We start from the raw sequence: 17,084 nt of genomic DNA, 5'->3' as shown, positions 1-17,084 counted from the left end.
ATCAGAAGAGTGTGCCCTCTTCGGGGCCGTCCAGTTCCTTCAGCAGCTCCGGGCCGTTGTTGCGCACGTTGCTGACGGCGGTGGAGACGGGGTAGGCGCGCATCAGTCCGGAGGGCGGCGGCGCGAGCAGGGCGCGGACGTCCTCGGCGTCGGTGCGCGCCGGGTCGAGCCAGGCGTCCCAGCGGTCCGGGGTGAGCATCAGGGGCATCCGAGGGTGGATGTCGGCCAGGGCGTGCGGGCCCTCGGGGGGCGCGACGGCGAGCGGGGCCGTCTCCGCCTCCGTGGTGATGACGGAGCACGTCACCCACCAGGCGCCCGGATGGTCGTCGGGGAGCGTCCGGTCGCGCCAGAACTCGTACAGGCCGGCCATCGCGAAGACGGAGCCGTCCGCGGGCGTCACGAAGTACGGCTGCTTGCGCGGGCGCTTCTTCCTGCCCTCGACCTCCAGCTCCCGCTCGGCGGACCCGGTCACCCACTCGTAATAGCCGTCCGCGGGGATGATGCAGCGCCGGGCGGCGAAGGCCCGGCGGAAGGACGGCTTCTCGTGCACGGTCTCGGCGCGGGCGTTGATCATCCGCGCGCCGCCCTCGGGCGTCCTGGCCCAGGACGGGACCAGACCCCACTTCAGCCTCCGCAGCTGGCGGACGGGCCGGCCCGGCGCGGCGGAACTGGCGGCGGCCGCGTCGGCGTCCTTAACCGGACGGTCGAGGACGGCATAGACCTCCTTGGTCGGGGCCACGTTGAAGTCGGGTGCGAGTGCCTCCTCGGGCTCCCACTTCTCGATCTCGAAGACTCCTGCGAGATCCTCGGGCCCACGACTCGCTGCATACCGTCCGCACATACGTGCCACACTGCCAGATTCCGCGACACCAGAGGGAGCCATCGCCGACCATGGACAGCACCGCATCCGCCTCGTTGGCCGGGCTCTGGGACCAGGTGTTCGGCAGCCAGCCGGACCCGGACGTCTGGGTGGTGATCGCCACCCTGGCCGCCGCCGTCGCCGTGGTCGTCCCGCACGTCCTCTGGCGGCTCTCGCGCAACGCGATCACCATCGCCCACGAGGGCGGACACGGCCTGGTCGCGCTGCTCACCGGCCGCAGCCTGAGCGGCATACGCCTGCACTCGGACACCAGCGGCCTCACCGTCAGCCGCGGCAAGCCGACCGGACTCGGCATGATCCTGACGGCGGCCGCCGGCTACACCGCGCCGCCGCTGCTCGGGCTCGGCGGCGCCGCGCTGCTGGCCGCCGGGCACATCACCGCGCTGCTGTGGCTGGCCACCGTCCTGCTGGTGGCGATGCTGGTGATGATCCGCAACGCCTACGGCGCCCTCACGGTGCTGCTCACCGGCGGCACGTTCCTGGTGGTGTCCTGGCTGGCCGGGCCCCAGGTGCAGGCGGCGTTCGCGTACGCGGTGGTCTGGTTCCTGCTGCTGGGCGGGGTCCGGCCGGCCTTCGAACTCCAGGCCAAGCGCCGGCGCGGCAACGCGGGCGACTCCGACGCGGACCAGCTGTCCCGGCTCACGCACGTGCCGGCCGGACTGTGGCTGTTCCTGTTCCACGCGGTGTCCCTGTGCTCCCTGATCGGCGGCGGACGCTGGCTCCTCGACGTGTGAGCCCACCCCGCACGACGGCCCGCCGCGCCGGCGGGCGGCACAGGCGCGACCGGTTCTTACCACCGCTCTGTTTCGCTCGGATTTCGCCGCTTTTGATCAAGATCTCCGCCCATCGGAAACCACTAAAGTGGGGGCATGACCGTTAACCCCGCGCACACCGCCCTCTGGCCCGCCCCGCACGCGAGCGGAGCCGTCGACGCGACGGTCCACGTACCGGGGTCGAAGTCGGTCACCAACCGGGCTCTCGTGCTGGCCGCCCTCGCCTCCGAGCCCGGCTGGCTGCGCCGCCCGCTGCGCTCGCGGGACACCCTGCTGATGGCCGGGGCACTGCGCGCGATGGGCGTCGGCATCGAGGAAACGGTCTCCTCCAGCTCCACCGTCGCCGTCGGCTCCGACGGCACGGGCGAGGCCTGGCGGATCATCCCCTCCGGCCTGCGCGGCCCGGCCACGGTCGACGTCGGCAACGCGGGCACGGTCATGCGCTTCCTGCCGCCGGTCGCCGCGCTGGCCGACGGTCCCATCCGCTTCGACGGCGACCCGCGGTCCTACGAGCGCCCGCTGAACGGCGTGATCGACGCCCTGCGCGTGCTCGGCGCCCGGATCGACGACGACGGCCGCGGCGCGCTGCCGCTGACCGTGCACGGCGGCGGCGCCCTGGACGGCGGCCCGGTGGAGATCGACGCGTCGTCCTCGTCGCAGTTCGTCTCCGCCCTGCTGCTGTCGGGCCCGCGCTTCAACCAGGGCGTGGAGGTCCGGCACACCGGCTCGCGGCTCCCCTCGATGCCGCACATCCGGATGACGGTCGACATGCTGCGCACGGTCGGCGCCCAGGTGGACACCCCCGAGTCGGGCGGCGAGCCGAACGTCTGGCGGGTCACGCCGGGCGCCCTGCTCGGCCGCGACCTGACCGTCGAGCCCGACCTCTCCAACGCCCAGCCGTTCCTCGCGGCGGCCCTGGTGACCGGCGGCAAGGTCCTCATCCCCGACTGGCCCGAGCACACCACCCAGCCCGGCGACCGGCTGCGGGAGATCTTCACCGAGATGGGCGGTTCCTGCGAACTGACCGACCGGGGTCTGGAATTCACCGGATCGGGTGCGATTCACGGCATCGACGTGGACCTCGGCGAGGTCGGCGAGCTGACCCCCGGCATCGCCGCGGTCGCCGCCCTCGCGGACTCCCCCTCCACCCTGCGCGGCGTGGCGCACCTGCGCCTGCACGAGACGGACCGGCTGGCCGCGCTCACCAAGGAGATCAACGAACTCGGCGGTGACGTCACGGAGACCGCCGACGGCCTCCACATCCGCCCGTGCCCGCTGCACGGCGGTGTCTTCCACACCTACGACGACCACCGCATGGCCACCGCGGGCGCGATCATCGGCCTCGCCGTGGAGGGGGTCGCCATCGAGAACGTGGGGACGACGGCGAAGACCCTCCCGGACTTCCCCGACCTGTGGACCGGAATGCTCGGGAACTGACGGGCGGACTGGGATCATGCGCCGCTACGGCAAGCACACCGACGAGGACGACATCCGCAGCCGCCCCAACCGCAAGGGCAACCGGCCGCGTACGAACATCCGGCCCAAGCACGAGGAAGCGGTCGAGGGCATGGTCGTCACGGTCGACCGGGGCCGGCTCACCTGCCTCGTCGAGGACCGCCTGGTCACCGCGATGAAGGCCCGCGAACTGGGGCGCAAGGCCGCCGTCGTGGGCGACCGGGTGGCGATCGTGGGGGACCTCTCCGGGGAGAAGGACACCCTCGCCCGCATCGTCCGCATCGAGCCGCGCGGCTCCGTGCTGCGCCGGACCGCCGACGACGACGATCCCTACGAGCGCGTGGTCGTCGCCAACGCCGACCAGCTCGCGATCGTCACGGCCCTGGCCGACCCCGAGCCCCGCCCACGACTGATCGACCGCTGCCTGGTGGCGGCGTACGACGGCGGTCTGGAGCCGCTGCTCGTCCTCACCAAGTCGGACCTCGCCTCGCCCGACGAACTCCTGGAGCTCTACGGGACGTTGGGTGTCCCCTACGTCGTGACCAGCCGTACGGAACTGGAGAACGGCGAGGCCGTGGAGCGGGTGCGCAAACAGCTCGACGGCAAGATCACGGCATTCGTCGGGCACTCGGGCGTCGGCAAGACGACCCTGGTCAACGCCCTGGTCTCCCTCGACCGGCGGCGCAGCACCGGGGTGGTCAACGCCGTCACCGGGCGCGGCCGGCACACCACCACCTCGGCGCGCGCGATCCCGCTGCCCGGGTCGGCCGGATGGGTCGTCGACACCCCGGGGGTGCGGTCCTTCGGACTGCACCACGTGGACCCGTCCCGGGTGATCAAGGCCTTCCCCGACCTGGAGCCCGGCACCGAGGGCTGCCCGCGGGCGTGCAGCCACGACGAGCCGGACTGCGCGCTGGACCAGTGGGTCGCCGACGGTCACGCGGACCCGGCCCGCCTCTACTCGCTGCGCCGGCTGCTCGCCACCCGGGAACGGCACGAGGGCGACTGACCGGCGTGCGGTGCGGCACGCGGGCGGGCGACCGTGTGCCGGGGGGCGGCCGGCCGGGGCGCCGCCGGGGTCGCGCCGCTCCTCCCGAGCGCTTGCGGCGGAACGCCGCTGACCTCCGCGTTGTTTGCGTCCACGGCACGTCGGTAAGGGCATAATCGCACCGAGCCCGATCCGAGCCAGGCTGAGCAGTCGACGTGGTACGCGGGAGGACAAGACATGGCGTGGCTGCTGGTCGTAGTGGCGGGCCTTCTGGAGACGGGCTTCGCCGTCTGCCTGAAGCTCTCGCACGGCTTCACCCGGCTCTGGCCGACGGTCGCGTTCTCCATCTTCGCGCTCGGCAGTTTCGGTCTGCTGACGCTCTCCCTGAAGAAGCTCGACGTCGGTCCGGCGTACGCGGTGTGGACCGGCATCGGCGCCGCCGGCACCGCCATCTACGGGATGATCTTCCTCGACGACCTGGTGTCCACCCTGAAGATCGTCTCGATCAGCTTCGTGATCATCGGCGTGATCGGACTCCAGCTGTCGGGTTCCACGCACTGACCCCCCCGTACGGTGCCGGCCCGCAACCGGGGCCGGGCCGCCGGAGGTTCACGGGCACTCAGGACGTGGCCCCCAGGACCCGGTGCGGTGGTGCCAGCGCGGCCTTCACCAGGTCGGCGACTCCCCCGGCGCCCGGCGGCGCCGCCACGCAGGACAAGGTGAGCCGCACGACCAGCTCGCAGGAACGGGCCAGTTCGGAGACGTCCGCCCGGCTGGTGCCGGGCCCGGAGAGGGCGGCGACGGCCCGGTCCCGCACCAGGCCCACCAGATCGGCGGGCGAGGGCAGCGGACCGTCCGCTCGGCGCTGCGCCGGCACCGCGGACGACGAGGGCACCGCAGAGAGCGTCGGCGACGGCAGCCGTTCGCTCCAGCAGCCGGTCAGCATGGCCCGTACCAGCGCGTTGCCGCGGGCCGTGGCGGCGGTCCATTCGGCGGTCGCGACCAGCCGCTCGCGCGGGTCGGCATGGCCGGCCAGGGCACGTTCGACGCCCGCGAGATAGCCGTCGGCCTCCCGGCGGACCAGGGCGCGCGCCAGCCCCTCCTTGCTGCCGAACTCGTTGTAGAGCGTCTGACGGGACACCCCCGCCACGGCCGCGACGTCCACCATGCGCACGGTGGACCACGGACGGCGTGCGAGCGCCGTGTAGGCGGCTTCCAGTAGGGATTCCCGCGCTGCAGGCATCTTCGCCTCCCAGGGGCGACCGGCTCTGCGACTCACATTTGACGCGCGCGAGAGCACTGTCAAGGGTTCGCGGCGGTGCCGAGGGGGCGTGCGCGTCCGCCGCGCGCGCCACGTCCACGGCGGCCCGCCGGGGCGGGGCGGCGGCGCGGACCCGGCGTCCGCGGGGGCGTCGGGGTGATCCCGGCGAGGTGCTGTGGCGGTACGGAGCCGGGTGCCGGGACGGGCCGGGCCCGTGTGGCCCCGGGACGACCCGGGCAGATACGGTTCTGTCATGCCCGACTATCGCGATGACCTGCGCCTCGCCCATGTCCTGGCGGACGCCGCCGACGCGGCGACCATGGGCCGGTTCAAGGCACTCGACCTCAAGGTGGAGACCAAGCCGGACATGACGCCGGTGAGCGAGGCGGACAAGGCCGCCGAGGAGGTCATCCGCGGCCAGCTCCAGCGCGCCCGGCCGCGCGACGCGATCCTCGGCGAGGAGTACGGCATCGAGGGCACCGGTCCCCGCCGCTGGGTGATCGACCCGATCGACGGCACCAAGAACTACGTGCGCGGCGTGCCCGTCTGGGCCACGCTCATCTCCCTGATGGAGGCCGGCGAGGGCGGTTACCAGCCCGTCGTCGGCGTGGTCTCCGCGCCCGCGCTCGGCCGCCGCTGGTGGGCCGCGAAGGGACACGGCGCGTTCTCCGGCCGCAGCCTCTCCGCCGCGACCCGGCTGCACGTCTCCGGCGTCTCGCGCATGGCCGACGCCTCGTTCGCGTACTCGTCGCTGTCCGGCTGGGAGGACCAGGGCCGCCTCGACGGGTTCCTCGACCTCACGAAGGCCGTCTGGCGCACCCGTGGTTACGGCGACTTCTGGCCGTACATGATGGTCGCCGAGGGTTCGGTCGACATCTGCGCCGAACCCGAGCTGTCGCTCTGGGACATGGCGGCCAACGCCATCGTCGTCACCGAGGCGGGCGGCTCCTTCACCGGTCTCGACGGTCGCCCCGGCCCGCACAGCGGCAACGCCGCCGCCTCGAACGGCATCCTGCACGACGAGATGCTGGGCTATCTCAACCAGCGCTACTGACGGACGCCCGCACCCGCGTTGCCCCAGGGTTCAGGGGGCTTCCCTGCGATACCGGAGCGCCACTGTGATCCGTGAGCGCCCCTGAACTCGCCTCCCGCGCCCTCTTGTTGACCCTCCCTTTAACTGCGACTCTGAGAGTCCCCCACTTGTGAACTTGTGAATCGCTTCTCGTTGGCGGTTCACCAAGGAGGTGGCTCCATCCCATGCTCGTCCGCGACGCCATGAGCACGGTGGTCCTCACCATCGGCCCGACCCACACCCTGCGCCAGGCGGCCCGGCTGATGTCGGCGCGCCGCGTCGGCGCTGCCGTCGTCCTCGACGAGGAGGCCAGTGGCCTCGGCATCCTGACCGAACGCGACATCCTCAACTCGGTGGCCCTCGGCCAGGACCCGGACACCGAGACCGCCGGCACCCACACCACGAACGACGTCGTCTTCGCCGCTCCCGCCTGGACCCTGGAGGACGCCGCGGCCGCCATGTCACACGGCGGCTTCCGCCATCTGATCGTGCTCGACGCCACCGGACCGGTGGGGATCGTCTCGGTCCGCGACATCATCCGCTGCTGGGCCCCGGCCAGGCAGCACGCCCCGGCCTGAGGCCTTCCGTGACGCGAGCGGGCCGGACCCCCGTACAGGGGCCCGGCCCGTTCCCTACGACAAGCGTTCCAGCGCTGGTGATTCAGCGCAGGGCCTGGACCGCGGCCTCCAGCCGCTTGCCGAAGTCTCCGTCGGCCTGACGGAAGTTGTTGATCGCGCGCTCGGCGATGTCGTCGCGCGAGACCTTGGCGATGAAGCCCGCCAGATTGTCGACCAGGCGGCCCTTCTCGTCCTCGGACATCAGGCGGTAGAGGTTGCCCGCCTGCACGAAATCGTTGTCCTCGGCGTGGACGGGCGCCTCACTGTTGCCCGTCACACCGGTGACCGCCACCGGCTGCCACAGCGGACGGTCCGTCTGGAACGGGCCGCCGAAGCTGTTCGGCTCGTAGTTCTTCGCGCCCTTGTGGCGGCCGTCGTACAGGAAGCCGTCACGGGAGTTGGTGCGCGCCTCGGTGGCGTGCGGGCGGTTCACCGGCAGGTGGTCGGCGTTGATGCCGACGCGGTAGCGGTGGGCGTCGCCGTACGCGAAGAGCCGGCCCTGGAGCATCTTGTCCGGGGACGGACCGATGCCGGGCACGAAGTGGGCCGGGCTGAAGACCGACTGCTCCACCTCGGCGAAGACGTTCTCCGGGTTGCGGTTGAGCTCCAGCCTGCCGATCTCGATCGGCGGGTAGTCCTCGTGCGGCCACACCTTGGTGAGGTCGAACGGGTTGAAGCGGTAGGCGGCCGCCTCGGCCGCGGGCATGATCTGCACCTGCACGGTCCAGGACGGGAACTCACCGCGCTCGATCGCCTCACGCAGATCGCGCTGGTGCGAGTCGGGGTCCAGACCGGAGACCTGCACGGCCTCCTCGGTCGTCAGGTTCTTGATGCCCTGGTCGGTCTTGAAGTGGTACTTGACCCAGAAGGCCTCGCCGGCCTCGTTGTTCCACTGGTACGTGTGCGAGCCGTACCCGTTCATGTGGCGGTACGACGCCGGGATGCCGCGGTCGCCGAACAGCCAGGTCACCTGGTGGGTGCTCTCGGGGCTGAGCCCCCAGAAGTCCCAGACGTTGTCCGCCTCCTGCGAGCCCGTGTACGGGTCGCGCTTCTGGGTGTGGATGAAGTCCGGGAACTTGATGGCGTCCTTGATGAAGAACACCGGGGTGTTGTTGCCGACGAGGTCGTAGTTGCCCTCCTCGGTGTAGAACTTCAGCGCCCAGCCACGCGGGTCGCGCACCGCGTCGGCGGAGCCGAGGTTGCCGGCGACCGTGGAGAAGCGCAGGAAGGTCTCGGTCTGCTTGCCGACCTCGGAGAGGAACTTCGCCCGCGTCCACTGCGAGACGTCCCGGGTGAGCGTGAAGGTGCCGTAGGCGCCGGCGCCGCGGGCGTGCACGACACGCTCCGGAATGCGCTCGCGGTTGAAGTGCGCGAGCTTCTCCAGCAGCAGCTGGTCCTGGACGAGGACGGGCCCGCCGACGCCCGCGGTCTCGCTGTTCTGGTTGTCGGCGACCGGCGCGCCGGCCTCCGTCGTAAGCGGTCCCTGCGTCACGTGCGCCTCCTGCGTCATACCTGTCCGGTCCTGCCCCTCGGCCAATGCCGGGCTCGATCCTACAATGGACATTGTCTAAGTCAAGCAAGCTTCCAAAGTCACACCTGTTCGCGATCTGGTTCCGGCTGCTGTTAGGCTGGTCCGCATGAGTGACCTACTGGAACGACTGCGCGGACGCGGCTGGCGTATGACCGCGCAGCGACGTGTCGTCGCCGAGGTCCTCGACGGCGACCACGTCCATCTGACGGCCGACGAGGTGCACGCGCGGGCCGTCGCGAAGCTGCCCGAGATCTCCCGGGCCACCGTGTACAACACGCTGGGTGAGCTGGTCTCGCTCGGCGAGGTGCTGGAAGTGGCCACGGACAAGCGCGCCAAGCGGTACGACCCGAACGCCCACCGGCCGCACCACCACCTGGTGTGCGCCCAGTGCGGCGCGATCAAGGACGTCCACCCGGGCGGCAACCCGCTCGCCGACCTCCCCGACTCGGAGCGCTTCGGCTTCACGGTCTCGGACGTCGAGGTGACGTACCGCGGCGTCTGCCCGAACTGCGTGGCCGCCTGACCCGGCCCTCGCGGAAAAGCCCCGGCACCGATGGTGCCGGGGCTTTTCCGCGAACGGGATCCGCTCCCCGCCTGCGGCGGGACCGCGCACACGCCGAAGGCCCGGAACCATTGGTTCCGGGCCTTCGGCCTTCAGTAGCGGGGACAGGATTTGAACCTGCGACCTCTGGGTTATGAGCCCAGCGAGCTACCGAGCTGCTCCACCCCGCGTTGGTGAGATGAACACTACGTCAAGCACGCGGACGCATGCAAATCGCTTCTTCACGCCGGCCCGCTCCGACCCGTTCCGGCCCGTCCGGCGTCCGAGGACGCGGCCCGAGGCCGACCTGTTCCGGCCCGTCCGGCGTCCGAGGACGCGGCCGCGAGGCCGGAACGGCGGGTCCGGCACGGGGGTACGGCACGGGGTGCGGGACCTCCCGGGCCGGGGACGGGGTCGGAGACGAGACCGCCAGCCCGGGCACCGGGGTCAGGGACGCGACCGAGCCCTGGACACGAGAGCCGGGGTCGGCCGCCAGCCCGGGCACCGGGACCGCCAGGTCGGCACAGAGGCGGGGGACGGGACCGCCAGCCCGGGCACCGGGCGGGGACGGGACCGCGATCCCGGGCACCGGAGCGGAGACGGGACCGCCAGCCCGGGCACCGGAGCGGAGACGGGACCGCCAGCCCGGGCACCGGGCGGGGACGGGACCGCGATCCCGGGCAGTGGGGTCGGAGTCGGGACCGCCAGGGCCCGGCATGGGCCGGGGACCGAGACCCCGCGAGGTCCGTCCAGGGGGTGGCCCTTCAGGGAACGGGACACGCAGGGGCGGTGGGGCCGACCGGACCGGGCCTCACGCCGTCAGCTCCTGCCGCAACGCGTCCCGCAGCCGGGCCGCCCGCTCGGACACCTCCACCGGCCCCAGCGACACCGCCCGGTCCGCCCACCGCTGGCCCTCCGCAAGCTCCCCACGACGCGCGTAGACGAGCGCAAGCCGCAACGCGGCCCGCCCGTGCCCCGCATCGGCCGCCCGCTTCCACCACAATGCGGCCTCGGGCTCGCTGCCCTCCCGGGCCAGCAGCAGCCCGAGATTGAACGCGCCGTTCCGCGACCCGGCCTCCGCCGCCTCGCGGTACCAGCGGGCCGCCTCCACGACGTCCCCCCGTGCCGCGGCCAGCATCCCGACCCGCACCTGCGCCCGCCGGTGCCCCTGGGAGGCCGCCCGCTCGTACCACTCCTCGCACTCGGTCTTCTCGTGCGCCGGCTCCCCCAGCTCGTGCGCGGGCGCGGGCGGGCGCCGTGCGTCCAGCACGGCGGCGAGCCGGTACGCGGCCTCCGCGCTGCCGCCCCCCGCGGCGCACCGCAGATGCCGCTCGGCGGCCGACTCGTCCCCTTCGCGCAGACGGGCGATGGCGACCTGGAGCGCCGCCTCGGTGTGCCCGGCCGCGGCCGCCCGCTCGTACCACCGCAGCGCGGCGGCGTCCTCCTCGGCACCGCCCCGCCCCGCGTGCAGGATGCCGAGGTTGAACGCGGCGTCCACACTGCCGGCCTCCGCGGCCTTGGAGAACCAGGGCTCGGCCCCGGCCGCGTCGCCGACCTGGAGCAGCAGGATGGCCAGCGCGTTGGCCGCCTCCCGGTGCCCGGCGTAGGCGGCCCGCCGATACCACTGCTCGGCCTGCGCCGTACGCCCCTGCTCGGCGCAGAGCAGGCCCAGGTTGTACGCGCCGTTCACGTCACCGGCATCCATGGCCGCCCGGTACCAGCGCTCGGCGGTCTGGTGCTCGCCGCGCTCGGCGTGCAGCGCGCCCAGGGCGTTGGCCGCGTTGCCGTCGCCGTCCTGGGCGGCCCGCAGCCACCATACGGCGGCGCTCTCGGTGTCCCCCGCGTCGCGCAGCAGGAAGCCGAGCGCGCACGCGGCACGCGCCTCGCCGTCCTTGGCGGACGTCAGATACCAGCGTCCGGCCTCCTTGAGGTCGCCGCGCTTCTCCAGGATCGCCCCGAGGTGCAGCGCGGCCCGGCGGTGCCCGCGCGCGGCGGCCTGCCGGTACCACTGCGCGGCCTCCTCGCCGCCGGCCCCGATGACACCGTTGTCCGCGCCGGCCTCGCCCGCGTCCGCGGCCTTGCGGTCGAGGGTGCGCGCCAGCCGGTACGCGGCCTCGCGGTGCCCGCGCTCGGCGGCGGCCCGCATCCAGCGCTCCGCGTCGGCGTCGCTGCGGTGCTCCAGGAGATCCGCGAGCGCGTACGCGCCGAGGGCGTGGCCCTGCTCGGCGGCCTGGCGCAGCCAGTACTCGGCGGCGGGCTCGTCGCCCCGCTCCCGGTGGTGCCGTCCGAGCGCGTGCGCGGCGGCCGCGGATCCCGCGACGGCGGCGATCCGCCACCAGCCCGCGGCCTCGTCGGCGTACCCGCGCTGATGCAGGAGGACACCCAGGTTGTTGGCGGCGGCGCGGTCACCGGCGGCGGTGGCGGCGCGCAGCTGAGGCTCGGCTCCGTCGAGGTCGCCACGGCGCAGCAGCATGGCTCCGAGGACGCTCATCGCCTCGACGTCGCCGGCTTCGGCGGCGAGCCGTTGACGTGCCTCCTCGACAGCCTCGCCGGTTTCGTCCCGGTCGGAGGGCTGCACAAAACGCCCTGTCTCCAACAGAGTTGCCTTGTCCCCCATAACGTCCATCGTCGCACCACCTGCAACCTGGGTACACCTGGTATACCGCAGTCAGTGAGGTCACTTCAGCGTTTTGTCGACATGCCCACAGAGAGACAAGTCAAACACAGATCGGCCAACTCACCGCGCAGGCAACGGTCTTCGCGCGCGTCGTTTTCCAACTCCGCACGCACGTCCGCGTCTTCCGCACGCGCGTCCACCGGGTACCCGCACAAGCCCGCGATGATCGTCCACACGTCCAGGCGAGTCCGCCCCGCGGTCCACCGGGCACGCGTACGTCCGCGCATCCGGCCATACGCCCACTTCCCCCGCCTCCCGCGACCCCCACGCACACACAGCGAAGGCCCGGATCCATAGGATCCGGGCCTTCGCCTTTCAGTAGCGGGGACAGGATTTGAACCTGCGACCTCTGGGTTATGAGCCCAGCGAGCTACCGAGCTGCTCCACCCCGCGCCGTTGTGTTGCAACCGTACCACGGCGCGGGGAGGGCTCCTGGTCAGCCGCCTCCGGAGCCCTTGTCGCTGCTCTTGTCGGTGTCCTCGGAGCTGCTCTTGTCGGCCTCGCCGCCGCCGGCCTTGTCGGCCTTGGCCTGGGCGTCCTCGGCCCGCTGCAAGGCGTCCTCGAGGTCGGACTGCGCCCTGCCGTAAGCCTCCCAGTCGCCCTTCTTGAGAGCTGCCTGGCCGTCGTCGAAGGCCTTCTGGGCATCGTCGAGCGCCTGCTGCACCGTCGGGTCCTTCGACGTGGGCGGCTTGGTCTGGTCGCCCTCCTCCGGTGGCTCCTGGGTCGCGCCCTCGGATCCGAAGACCTTGTTGAGGGCCTCGCCCAGCGTGTCCTCGAAGGCCGTCGCACCGCCGTAGGTGACCAACACCTTGCGCAGCAGCGGGTACTTGAGGCCACCACCGCGTACGTAGACCGGCTCCACGTACAGCAGTCCTCCGTCGAGCGGCACCGTCAGCAGGTTGCCGTACTCGACCTCCGAGTCACCGCCCCTGAGGAGCCTGATCGACTCGGCGATGGAGGGTTCGGAATTGAACTGGCTCTGCACCCGCTTCGGTCCGTCGACCGTTCTGCCCGTGGGCAGCTTCAGGATGCTGATCTTGCCGTAATCGGCCGTGTCCGCCTCGGCGTTGACCGACATGAAGGCGCTCAGGTTGTCCCGGCCGTTCGGTGTCAGCGTCGTCGTCAGCGAGAACGCCTGGGAGTCGTCGCCGGGCAGCTTCATGCTGAGGTAGTACGGCGGGACGGCGTTGCCCGACTTGTTGGTCGGGTCGTCCGGCACCTGCCACACCTCGCTGCCGCTCAGGAACGTCTGCGCGTCCTTCACGTGGTACCGCGTCAGCAGCTCACGCTGCACCTTGAACAGGTCCTGCGGGTACCGGAGATGGTCCATCAGCGACTGGGGGATGTCGTTCTTCGCCTTGACCGTCCCGGGGAAGGCCTTCTTCCAGGTCTTCAGGACCGGGTCCTTGGTGTCCCACTCGTAGAGCGTGACCTTTCCGGTGTACGCGTCGACGGTCGCCTTCACCGAGTTGCGGATGTAGTTGACCTGGTTCTGCTGGGCCACCACCGCCCGCTGGTTGTTGGCGGCGGTCAGCGAGTCGGCCGTCGTGTCGCCCAGCGTGGTGCGCGAGGCGTACGGATAGCCGTTGGTGGTCGTGTAGGCGTCGACGATCCACTGGATCTTGTGGTCGACGACGGCCGGGTAGGCGTCGCCGTCGATGGTCAGCCAGGGGGCGACCGCCTCGACGCGCTCCTTGGGCGTGCGGTTGTACAGGATCCGCGAGCCCTCCCCGATCGCGCCGGAGTACAGGATCTGCGGCTCGCTGAACGCGACCGCGTAGGCGGCCCGGTTGACCGGGCTGGAGAGATTGACCCCGCTGTCGCCCTTGTAGCTGGTCGTCTTCTCGCCGCTGTCGTCGGAGTAGTCGATCTCCTTCTGCGGTCCTCCGACGATCGAGTACTGGGTGGTCTTCTCGCCGTAGTAGACCCGCTGCTGGTACTCGCCGAGGTTGCCCTTGGACGGCAGGTCGTACTCGGTGAACTCCGGGCGGCCCTCGGCGTCGGCCGCCGTTCCCTTGGCCGCGACCACGCCGTACCCGTGGGTGTAACGGAAGTGGTCGTTGATCCAGTTGTTCTTCGGGATGCCCTGGAGGTTCAGCTCGCGCAGACCGATGACCGTGTCCTGGTCCTTGCCGTCCTTGCTGTAGCGGTCGACGTCCAGGTTCGACGGGAACGCGTAGTAGTTGCGCACCTGCTGGAGCTGCTGGAACGTCGGCGAGACGACGTTCGGGTCCAGCAGACGGATGCTCGCGGCGCCGTCGGCGTCCTTGCGCAGCTTGGTCTTGTCGTCCGTGTCGCTGCGGCCCGCGTACTCCGTGACCTCGGCGCCGTCGATGCCGTAGGCCTCGCGGGTGGCCTCCAGGTTCTTCTCGACGTACGGCGCTTCCTTGGCCTGCTCGTTCGGCTGGACCTGGAACTTCTGGACGATCGCCGGGTACAGGCCGCCGATGAGGATCGCCGAGAGCACCATCAGGCCGAAGCCGATGACGGGCAGCTGCCAGGTGCGCCGCCACAGGGTGGCGAAGAACAGCACGGCGCAGATGACGGCGATGCAGAACAGGATCGTCTTGGCCGGCAGGTACGCGTTCGCGTCGACGTACCGCAGGCCCGTCCAGTTGCCCGTGGCCTTGAAGTCACTGGACTTCACCGCGAGCCCGTACCGGTCCAGCCAGTACGCGACCGCCTTCAGCGCGACGAAGATGCCGAGGAGCACCGAGAGGTGCCCGGTGGCCGCGGCCGTGGCGCGCGCTCCGGGGCTGGTGATCCGCAGCCCTCCGTAGAGGTAGTGCGTGAGCGCGGCGGCGATCAGCGAGAGCACCGCGGCCGCGAAGCCGAAGCCCAGGAGGAAGCGGTACCACGGCAGATCGAAGGCGTAGAAGGAGACGTCGAGGTGGAACTGGGGGTCCTTCTGGTGGAAGGGCACGCCGTTCACCCACATCAGCCACGTGCGCCACTGGCCGGCGGCGGACGCGCCCGCGATCAGCCCGACGAGGGAGGTGACCCCGAGGAGCAGCCACTTCTTGTAGGGCGCGATCCCCATGCGGTACCGGTCGAGGCTCTGCTGCTCCATCGACATGGCGCTCAGCGGCGGGCGCAGCCGGTGGGCCAGCCAGACGTTCACCCCGACCGCGGCGGCCATCAGCAGGCCGAAGACGAAGAACAGTCCGATCTTGGTCCACAGCGTGGTCGTGAAGACGGACGAATAATTGACCGACCGGTACCAGAGCCAGTCCGTCCAGAACCCCGCGAACATCGTGAACGCCATGGCCAGCACGGCCAGGACGCCCAGCGTCATCAGCAGGGTCCGGACACGCCGGGACGGGCGGCCCACTCTGATCCGTGGCCCCGTCGGGCCTCCGCCGCGGTCCGGCATCTGGAAAGCCAAGGTGCGCACCTCGAAGTTCGCTGTTGATACGTCAGGCCCCCGTGATCGTGGGCCCACACCTATGCAACTTACTCACGCTTTACTCGGTTCCCGCTTCCGGGTACTTCCGAGGCAGGATTGTGACCATGTCCAACACTCCCATGGCAGCGAACCCGCTCACCCGGGCCGTACTCGAAATCGACGAGTACGCCTCCGGCCTCGGCTGGGACCAGCCCGCTCGCCTCTTCGCCCTCGTAGACACCGCGCGACTGCGGGCCCAGGAACCCAATCTCGCGGCCCAGCTCGGTCTGGAGGACGAGCAGGAGACCATCGGTCTCACCCCCATCGAGCAGGACGAGGTGCCCGCCGACAAGCCGCTCGACGAGTTCCTCGGCACCATCGCCTGGCCGGACGCCGTCGTCGGCTGCGCGCTCACCGTGGAACGGCTGATGCTGCCGCCGTCTGCGGAGGCCTCGGTTCCGGAGGGCCTCGGCGACAAGAAGCTCGCCCGGTGGGTGGCCGAGCACCCGGACCGCGAGGAGGTCCGGATGACGGTCGCGGTGCTGCGCGACGGTTCGCGCGACTCGGCGCTGCGGCTGCGGTCGAAGGACGCGCCCACGGAGGTGCTCACCGGCTCCGACCTGGTTCCCGGTCTCGCGGAGGCCCTGTCGGCCACCTTCGCGGACTGATCGCCTTCCGCACACCGCTCCACGAGGTTCCCCGTACGGCGATGGGGGCGCGCCCGGTTCAGGGCGCGCCCCCATCTGTGTGCGTGTGCCTGCCGTGCACCCTGCGGGCGCGGGACCGGGCCGAGGGGGTCAGCCCTTGGCCGTACACTTCGGCAGGCTGGCGGTGTCGCCGGAGCGGATGTCCTCCAGGGCGTCCATCGCGTCGTCGATGGTGTTCACCTTGACCAGCGTGAGGCCGTCGGGGGTGTCCTTGGCGGCGGCCGCGCAGTTGTCCTTCGGCGTCAGGAAGTACCGGGCGCCCTTGTCGCGCGCGCCCACCGTCTTCATCTCGATGCCGCCGATCGGGCCGACCTTGCCTTCGTCGTCGATGGTGCCCGTGCCGGCGACGAACTTGCCGCCCGTGAGGTTCCCCGGGGTGAGCTTGTCGACGATGCCGAGGGCGAACATCAGACCCGCGCTGGGCCCGCCGACGTCGGCGAGCTTGATGTCGATGGTGAACGGGAAGGTGTGATCCGTCCCGGCGGAGATGCCGACGATGGCGCGGTCCTGGCCGGTGTCGGCGGACTTCTCGGTGGTGATCGTGATGTCCTCGGTCCGGGTCGCCGTCCGGTTGGCCTTCTCGGCGGCGGCCTGTTCCTTGGCGGGCACGATCGTGAAGTCGACCTTCTCGCCCGGCTTGTGCTTGGTGACCAGCTTCGCCACGTCCTCGGGTGCCTTCACCACCGTGCCGTCGACGGCCTTGATGACGTCACCCGCGTGCAGCTTCCCCTCGGCGGGGGTGCCCTTGACGACCGTGGAGACGATCACCCAGGACTTCACCGGGATGTCCAGCTCCTTGAGGGCCGCGACCTTGGCGCTCTCCTGGGACTGGCTGAACTCCTCGGCGTTCTCCTGCGTCGACTGCTCCTCGGTCTTCCCGTCGGGATAGAGCGTGTCGTGCGGCACGATCTTGTTGTCGTGCGCCAGCCAGCCGTAGACCGCCTCCACAAGGTTCATCTTGTAGTCGGCGCTGGTGACCCTGACCGTCGTCATGTTGAGGTGACCGGTCGTCGGGTACGTCTTCCGGCCGGAGATCTGCAGCACCGGTTCGCCCGCGTGCTCGCCAAGGGTGTTCACCGTCGGTCCCGGTGACATCTCCGAGTACGGCACGTCGATGAACACTCCCGCGCACAGGAGTGCGATCAGCATCAGGGTGGAGGCGAGCATCGTCGCGGTGCGGCGTGGCATGGAACGACA

General features: G+C 71.1%; 14 protein-coding genes and 2 tRNA genes. 8 read left to right on the top strand and 8 right to left on the bottom strand.

Features of this window, described 5'->3' with window-relative positions:
- Position 1 precedes the first annotated feature (1 nt).
- A complete protein-coding gene (locus ACZ4NT_RS09810) occupies positions 2–841 on the bottom strand; it encodes an SOS response-associated peptidase (protein WP_121405882.1) in 840 nt (279 codons plus the stop codon).
- 50 nt (positions 842–891) lie between these two features.
- Between ACZ4NT_RS09810 and ACZ4NT_RS09805 the strand changes: the two genes are divergently transcribed.
- The 4 genes from ACZ4NT_RS09805 (at position 892) to ACZ4NT_RS09790 (ending at position 4,657) form a co-directional block, all read left to right on the top strand.
- Complete coding sequence (locus tag ACZ4NT_RS09805; protein WP_121405881.1) at positions 892–1,614, top strand: M50 family metallopeptidase; 723 nt, start codon at positions 892–894, stop codon at positions 1,612–1,614.
- A gap of 135 nt (positions 1,615–1,749) precedes the next feature.
- Positions 1,750–3,090, top strand: coding sequence for a 3-phosphoshikimate 1-carboxyvinyltransferase (aroA, locus tag ACZ4NT_RS09800; protein WP_467724562.1), 1,341 nt, complete (start codon positions 1,750–1,752; stop codon positions 3,088–3,090).
- Between the two features lie 16 nt (positions 3,091–3,106).
- A complete protein-coding gene (gene rsgA, locus ACZ4NT_RS09795) occupies positions 3,107–4,117 on the top strand; it encodes a ribosome small subunit-dependent GTPase A (RefSeq protein ID WP_121405879.1) in 1,011 nt (336 codons plus the stop codon).
- A gap of 216 nt (positions 4,118–4,333) precedes the next feature.
- Positions 4,334–4,657: a DMT family transporter gene (locus ACZ4NT_RS09790; RefSeq protein WP_121405878.1), complete on the top strand. Its 324-nt coding sequence runs from the start codon at positions 4,334–4,336 to the stop codon at positions 4,655–4,657.
- Between the two features lie 58 nt (positions 4,658–4,715).
- On the opposite strand, the gene ACZ4NT_RS09785 is transcribed toward ACZ4NT_RS09790, so the two are convergent.
- Positions 4,716–5,339 carry a TetR/AcrR family transcriptional regulator gene (locus ACZ4NT_RS09785; protein WP_121405877.1) on the bottom strand — a complete coding sequence of 208 codons (624 nt, stop codon included), beginning with the start codon at positions 5,337–5,339 and terminating at the stop codon, positions 4,716–4,718.
- A 271-nt stretch (positions 5,340–5,610) separates the two neighbouring features.
- Between ACZ4NT_RS09785 and hisN the strand changes: the two genes are divergently transcribed.
- Positions 5,611–6,411 carry a histidinol-phosphatase gene (gene hisN, locus ACZ4NT_RS09780; protein ID WP_467724559.1) on the top strand — a complete coding sequence of 267 codons (801 nt, stop codon included), beginning with the start codon at positions 5,611–5,613 and terminating at the stop codon, positions 6,409–6,411.
- A 203-nt stretch (positions 6,412–6,614) separates the two neighbouring features.
- The gene (locus ACZ4NT_RS09775; RefSeq protein WP_121405875.1) at positions 6,615–7,007 is read left to right on the top strand and encodes a CBS domain-containing protein; all 393 of its coding nucleotides are present in this window, start codon (positions 6,615–6,617) and stop codon (positions 7,005–7,007) included.
- Between the two features lie 82 nt (positions 7,008–7,089).
- Here ACZ4NT_RS09775 and ACZ4NT_RS09770 read toward each other — a convergent pair whose 3' ends face one another.
- Positions 7,090–8,556 carry a catalase gene (locus tag ACZ4NT_RS09770; protein ID WP_121405874.1) on the bottom strand — a complete coding sequence of 489 codons (1,467 nt, stop codon included), beginning with the start codon at positions 8,554–8,556 and terminating at the stop codon, positions 7,090–7,092.
- A gap of 127 nt (positions 8,557–8,683) precedes the next feature.
- On the opposite strand from ACZ4NT_RS09770, the gene ACZ4NT_RS09765 reads away from it, so the two are divergent.
- Positions 8,684–9,100: a Fur family transcriptional regulator gene (locus ACZ4NT_RS09765; protein ID WP_467724556.1), complete on the top strand. Its 417-nt coding sequence runs from the start codon at positions 8,684–8,686 to the stop codon at positions 9,098–9,100.
- A 135-nt stretch (positions 9,101–9,235) separates the two neighbouring features.
- Here ACZ4NT_RS09765 and ACZ4NT_RS09760 read toward each other — a convergent pair.
- The 4 genes from ACZ4NT_RS09760 to ACZ4NT_RS09745 all read right to left on the bottom strand — a co-directional run bounded on the left by ACZ4NT_RS09760 (position 9,236) and on the right by ACZ4NT_RS09745 (position 15,168).
- Positions 9,236–9,309 (bottom strand) — tRNA-Met (locus ACZ4NT_RS09760).
- Between the two features lie 620 nt (positions 9,310–9,929).
- Positions 9,930–11,744 (bottom strand): tetratricopeptide repeat protein, encoded by a 1,815-nt coding sequence (locus ACZ4NT_RS09755; RefSeq protein ID WP_467724554.1) that lies wholly within the window; start codon positions 11,742–11,744, stop codon positions 9,930–9,932.
- Between the two features lie 370 nt (positions 11,745–12,114).
- Positions 12,115–12,188 (bottom strand) — tRNA-Met (locus ACZ4NT_RS09750).
- A gap of 43 nt (positions 12,189–12,231) precedes the next feature.
- The gene (locus tag ACZ4NT_RS09745) at positions 12,232–15,168 is read right to left on the bottom strand and encodes a UPF0182 family membrane protein (protein ID WP_467724829.1); all 2,937 of its coding nucleotides are present in this window, start codon (positions 15,166–15,168) and stop codon (positions 12,232–12,234) included.
- A 137-nt stretch (positions 15,169–15,305) separates the two neighbouring features.
- Between ACZ4NT_RS09745 and ACZ4NT_RS09740 the strand changes: the two genes are divergently transcribed.
- Positions 15,306–15,848 carry a PPA1309 family protein gene (locus ACZ4NT_RS09740; RefSeq protein WP_121405870.1) on the top strand — a complete coding sequence of 181 codons (543 nt, stop codon included), beginning with the start codon at positions 15,306–15,308 and terminating at the stop codon, positions 15,846–15,848.
- A gap of 129 nt (positions 15,849–15,977) precedes the next feature.
- Here ACZ4NT_RS09740 and ACZ4NT_RS09735 read toward each other — a convergent pair whose 3' ends face one another.
- Positions 15,978–17,075, bottom strand: a complete 1,098-nt coding sequence (locus ACZ4NT_RS09735) for a YlbL family protein (RefSeq protein WP_467724553.1) — start codon at positions 17,073–17,075, stop codon at positions 15,978–15,980.
- Positions 17,076–17,084 lie beyond the last annotated feature (9 nt).

This window comes from Streptomyces sp. NPDC026417, assembly GCF_055567695.1.
Note: the sequence above shows the minus strand (reverse complement) of the source record. Positions and strands in the feature narration are given on the sequence as shown.

Coding starts and splice junctions, on each gene's coding strand:
- ACZ4NT_RS09755 (WP_467724554.1), bottom strand. CDS start 11,744: ATGGACGTTATGGGGGACAAGGCAACTCTGTTGGAGACAGGGCGTTTT.
- ACZ4NT_RS09735 (WP_467724553.1), bottom strand. CDS start 17,075: ATGCCACGCCGCACCGCGACGATGCTCGCCTCCACCCTGATGCTGATC.
- rsgA (WP_121405879.1), top strand. CDS start 3,107: ATGCGCCGCTACGGCAAGCACACCGACGAGGACGACATCCGCAGCCGC.
- ACZ4NT_RS09775 (WP_121405875.1), top strand. CDS start 6,615: ATGCTCGTCCGCGACGCCATGAGCACGGTGGTCCTCACCATCGGCCCG.
- ACZ4NT_RS09765 (WP_467724556.1), top strand. CDS start 8,684: ATGAGTGACCTACTGGAACGACTGCGCGGACGCGGCTGGCGTATGACC.
- ACZ4NT_RS09770 (WP_121405874.1), bottom strand. CDS start 8,556: ATGACGCAGGAGGCGCACGTGACGCAGGGACCGCTTACGACGGAGGCC.
- ACZ4NT_RS09745 (WP_467724829.1), bottom strand. CDS start 15,168: ATGCCGGACCGCGGCGGAGGCCCGACGGGGCCACGGATCAGAGTGGGC.
- ACZ4NT_RS09810 (WP_121405882.1), bottom strand. CDS start 841: ATGTGCGGACGGTATGCAGCGAGTCGTGGGCCCGAGGATCTCGCAGGA.
- aroA (WP_467724562.1), top strand. CDS start 1,750: ATGACCGTTAACCCCGCGCACACCGCCCTCTGGCCCGCCCCGCACGCG.
- ACZ4NT_RS09740 (WP_121405870.1), top strand. CDS start 15,306: ATGTCCAACACTCCCATGGCAGCGAACCCGCTCACCCGGGCCGTACTC.
- hisN (WP_467724559.1), top strand. CDS start 5,611: ATGCCCGACTATCGCGATGACCTGCGCCTCGCCCATGTCCTGGCGGAC.
- ACZ4NT_RS09785 (WP_121405877.1), bottom strand. CDS start 5,339: ATGCCTGCAGCGCGGGAATCCCTACTGGAAGCCGCCTACACGGCGCTC.
- ACZ4NT_RS09805 (WP_121405881.1), top strand. CDS start 892: ATGGACAGCACCGCATCCGCCTCGTTGGCCGGGCTCTGGGACCAGGTG.
- ACZ4NT_RS09790 (WP_121405878.1), top strand. CDS start 4,334: ATGGCGTGGCTGCTGGTCGTAGTGGCGGGCCTTCTGGAGACGGGCTTC.